This is a genomic window from Ideonella sp. (genome assembly GCF_044358605.1).
GTDB lineage: Bacteria > Pseudomonadota > Gammaproteobacteria > Burkholderiales > Burkholderiaceae_C > Ideonella.
This window is the reverse complement of record NZ_JBIKNQ010000109.1, coordinates 1-4002: the sequence shown is the minus strand read 5'-3', so window position 1 is coordinate 4002 and position 4002 is coordinate 1. Positions and strand designations below refer to the sequence as shown.

General features: G+C 66.0%; 1 protein-coding gene and 3 pseudogenes. All 4 read right to left on the bottom strand.

Annotated features, from left to right (window positions below; genetic code table 11):
• A pseudogene (locus tag ACIQ3Q_RS22060) lies at positions 1-217 on the bottom strand (IS5/IS1182 family transposase); the annotation flags it as partial.
• Between the two features lie 59 nt (positions 218-276).
• Positions 277-957, bottom strand: a pseudogene (locus ACIQ3Q_RS22055) (VWA domain-containing protein); the annotation flags it as partial.
• Positions 954-3404 carry a DUF5682 family protein gene (locus ACIQ3Q_RS22050; RefSeq protein WP_396271386.1) on the bottom strand — a complete coding sequence of 817 codons (2451 nt, stop codon included), beginning with the start codon at positions 3402-3404 and terminating at the stop codon, positions 954-956. The pseudogene ACIQ3Q_RS22055 and the gene ACIQ3Q_RS22050, both read right to left, overlap by 4 nt.
• A gap of 10 nt (positions 3405-3414) precedes the next feature.
• Positions 3415-3948 (bottom strand): annotated as a pseudogene (locus ACIQ3Q_RS22045) (ATPase); the annotation flags it as partial.
• Positions 3949-4002 lie beyond the last annotated feature (54 nt).

The window sequence follows — 4002 nt, the reverse complement described above, 5'->3', positions numbered from 1 at the left end:
CGGTGGAATATGGCGGACGCCCCCCCTTGCTACGGTCGGCCTGCGGGCACGCGCTGTCCACCTGGGCCGCAATGGCCGCAAAGTTGATCAGTTCGTCCATCGCTGCCAGGTTGGCGATGAAGCCCCCCAGCTTGGCCTGGCGCTGATCCTGCACGAACAGGTCAGCCGTGGCTTGGCGACGCCAGAACGTCGAGGGCTTGATGCGCGGGGTGATCATGGTCGCCATCATGCCGGCTCAGCCGCTCAGGATCTGAGGGCGGTTTCGAGAAGTGCCCTTTGGTCTATGCACAGCACGATCTCGCGCTGCGGGCGGCGCGACTTGCGGCCATAACCAATCAAGGTCTGGGGCACCACCGTGCGGTGCTCTGGCAGCCAATGGCGCAGGTTGGCTCGGATGGTGCGCGGCCAGTCCACCTCGGCCAGGCGTGGGCGGCGGTTGCGCTGGCTGCGGTCCAGCGAGCCGGTCACGGCGGCACGCAGGGGCTCCTCCAGTTGCCGCATCAGCGCGTCCACCACCTGCTTCACCACCGCACGCGCCGTCTCTTTGGTGCCCTGGGGGATGACGCTGGACAGCGAAATCAAGCTGGCCACCAAATGCACATCGGGCTGCACCGCTTCCAGCATCTCGGGCTGGGTCAGCATCTCGCGCAGGTTCAGCCGCTGCAGAGCATCTTGCTGCATCACTTGCACCACCGACGCCGGGAAATACTGACGGATGTCTCCCAGCCAACGCGCCACGGTGGGGGCAGATCCGCCGCGACCGCCTCGACGGCGGGCCAAGCCTTGATCACCGTCAGGCTCGTAGAGCGCGGTCAGCGCTTTGTCCATCTCCAGCGAGGGCCCGCTGAGGCCTCCGCAACTGCTTTGGGCTTCGGACCCCAGAATCAGTCGCCAGCGCGCTAAACGTTGTGTTTCAGTGAGGCCGAGGTCTGGCGTGGGTGAGGTGACATCGCTCATGGCGCGACTCCCAGCAATTGATGCAGCAGCGGCAGAACGGCGGCGGCACGGTCCAGGTTCAGGGCTTGGAGCGCAGCATCGCCCACGCCGACCGCTGCCGTGCCGCCGGCCGATTGGTGAGCGCGCTCTCCCAGAGATCGGCGCTCGCTGGCGCTAAAGCCTGAAAACGCGCGCCGCAACAAGGGCAGCACGTTCACAAAGTGAGCCTCATGCAAGTGGCACACCCAGCCGTCGACCAAGGCCCACAGCCGGGCGTCGTGCAAGAGCACCAAGCCATTGCGATTCAAGAAGCCCTCCAGCCAGGCTGCGGCTTCGGCGGGCTCTGCGGCGGCAGAAAGGTTGAGGCTCAGCCAGCGGCCCACTTCGTCGTCTGACCACTGGCCATCATCGAGCAAGAGTCGGGTGCACAGGCCACGCAACAGCGCGGCGCAGGTTTCCATCTGCGCAATGCGGGACAGCGCGGCATGCCACGCTTGGCGCAGCTCGGCAGCGTCTCGCAAGCTCACTGCCGCATGCCCGGCCAGCAAAGCGTCGCGCACGGCCTGCGCGGCCTGCTCGTCCAGGGCGGAGCAGGCCAGCGGGAGCCCAATCGCGCAGCGCTGTATCAGGCTGTCCAGCACCGTGGCCACGGCCGCGGTGTCGATCTGCCGCACGCTGCCATAGCGGTAGATGTTGGCCAGCGGCGGCAGCGAAGCCAACAGTTGCAGGCTGTCGCCTGTCACCGCCGCGCGAGCCTCCAGGCACTGCGTGACGCCGCCAACCGCACCATGTAGCTGCGCCAACAGCACCGCATCCACCAGGCGCGCCAGTTCATCCAGGGCAGTGGCAGACCGCGCTTGATCGAGCACTTTGCGGGAGGCGGCTTCTTCCAGCGTGCCGCCCCAGGGGCTGGCCGCCATGAGCTGAACCACAAACTCAGGTTGCCATTGCAACTGCCACAGCTCATGAAAGCTGCCCTTGCTGCCGCGCTGCGTGGGGTGAGGTTCGCCCCAGGGCAGATCGAGCAGGCGCAGGCGATGCAGCACATGGCTGCGCGCCAGGTCGTTGGGCTGGCGCAAATCCAAGTCCAGAGTGCGCTCCAAGACTTCAGGCTTCAGACGCAAACGCTTTTGCGTTTGCGTTTGCTCCAAGTCGCGCTGTAGCGGGTGCATGGGCACATCGCTGGGCACTTGCCCGAGCTTGTGGCCCACCAGCAATTGGTCGGCGATCAGGTTCAGCGCTGTGTCTTGGCCTGCACTGATCACGCTTTGGGTCGCATCGTGCAGATCATCCAGGCCTGTGGCAGGGTGGCCCCGCAAAGCGGCCAGGGCCTGTGCCAAGCGCGCCGCTTCAATGACATGGGCGCTGGAGCAATCGAGGTCGCGTTGACGCAGCAAGCTGGCCACGCGCGACAGCCAAGCCACTTCGCGCGGCGTGTCACCGCGTTGCTGCTGCCACAAAAAGCCGTACCAGCCCGGGGCGTCCACCCCTGCGCCGTAGCCGCTGGCATGGGTGAGGTGGCGGTGTGACCACGGGATCCAAGTAGCCTGCAGCTTGAGCTTGGGCAAGCCCTTGAGCAGCGCGGTATCCGCCTTGATGCTGGGGCATTGGGGGGCTTCAAGTTGCAGGGCGGGTACATGCCAAGCCCCGCAGACCACCGCAATGCGTTGGTGCCCGGCTTTGCGCGCTGCACGCAGGGTTTGCCGCATGCTGGCCTCGCGCAGGGCTTCGCACCAGGCACGCCATTGGCTGGGGCTGAGCGCGGCCAAGCCCGGTGCGTCCAAGCTGGGCAGCACCAATGCGGGGTCGTCAGCAGTCCACTCTGCACGCACAGCCTGCATCAGTTCATTGATGGCCGCAAAGAGTTCGCGGGCGTCTTGCCGCTCCTCCACCATGGCGTTCCACCAGCTCTCACCGTCGGGGTGGCCGCTGGCTCGTGCAATGCCGTCCAAGGGGTCTGAGGGGCGGGTGCTGCCGGCCTCTGGGGCGGGTGTTTCGGCGGACAGGGTGTCAGCATCATCGAGTGCTTGCGCATCGTCGGACGCCTGCTGTGCTTCGGCCTGGTCTTGCAGTGCCGCCAAGCCTTCCTCGCGCAGTTGCTGCAAGGCCAGCCAATGGCTGCGCGGCAAGTCCATGAACTGCAGCGTGGCGCTGGCCCCGGCTGCCCATTGCAGGGCTTGCCACTCGGGCGAAAACGCTGCCAAGGGATAGAACACGGCCCGCTGCGGAGTGCTCGGGTCGTAGACCAACAAGGCCACGGGGGGCTGCATGTCGGGCGACAGCACATGCGGCACCAAGCCATCCGCCTCCGCAGGGCCCTCGACCAGCAAGCAGTCGGGCTGCCACTCAGCCAAGGCGGTCTGTAGGCTCAAAGCACAGCCCGGGCCATGGTGGCGCACCCCAAAAAAGCGGCACTCGGGCGACGCGGCCACGCTGGGGCTCACGGCGTCGGCGGCAAGCTCATTCATGGCTGGCGCTTCAGGCGTGGTCACGGCAGGCGCGATAGAGGTCCTTCCAGTCGCTGCGCTCTTTCACCACCGTCTCTAGGTATTCGTGCCAAACCACCTTGTCTTGCACCGGGTCCTTGATGACGGCGCCCAGCAAGCCCGAGGCCAGGTCTTTGGCGCCCATCACGCCGTCGCCGAAGTGGCCGGCCAAGGCCATGCCGTTGTTGATGACGGAAATTGCCTCGGCGGTGGACAGCGTGCCACTGGGGCTTTTGAGTTTGGTCTTGCCATCCTCGGTCTGGCCGCTGCGCAACTCTCGAAAGATCTGCACCAAGCGCTTGACCTCCTTGAGCGCCGGGGGCTCCGCCGGTAGATCCAGAGCGCGGCCCATTTCGCTGACGCGCTTGACCACAATCGCCAGCTCCTCCTCTTCGGTGGCGGGCACCGGCAAGACCACGGTGTTGAAGCGGCGCTTGAGCGCGCTGGAGAGTTCGTTCACGCCCTTGTCGCGGTTATTGGCCGTGGCGATCACGCTGAAGCCGCGCGTGGCTTGCACCTCGCTACCTGTCACGTCTCATGTGATCATTGGCCGATTCGAAGCTGGCCGCTACTTCAGGCC

Bases quoted from the DNA above. Each gene is read 5' to 3' on its own strand.
- ACIQ3Q_RS22050 (WP_396271386.1), bottom strand. From the start codon at position 3,404: ATGAATGAGCTTGCCGCCGACGCCGTGAGCCCCAGCGTGGCCGCGTCG.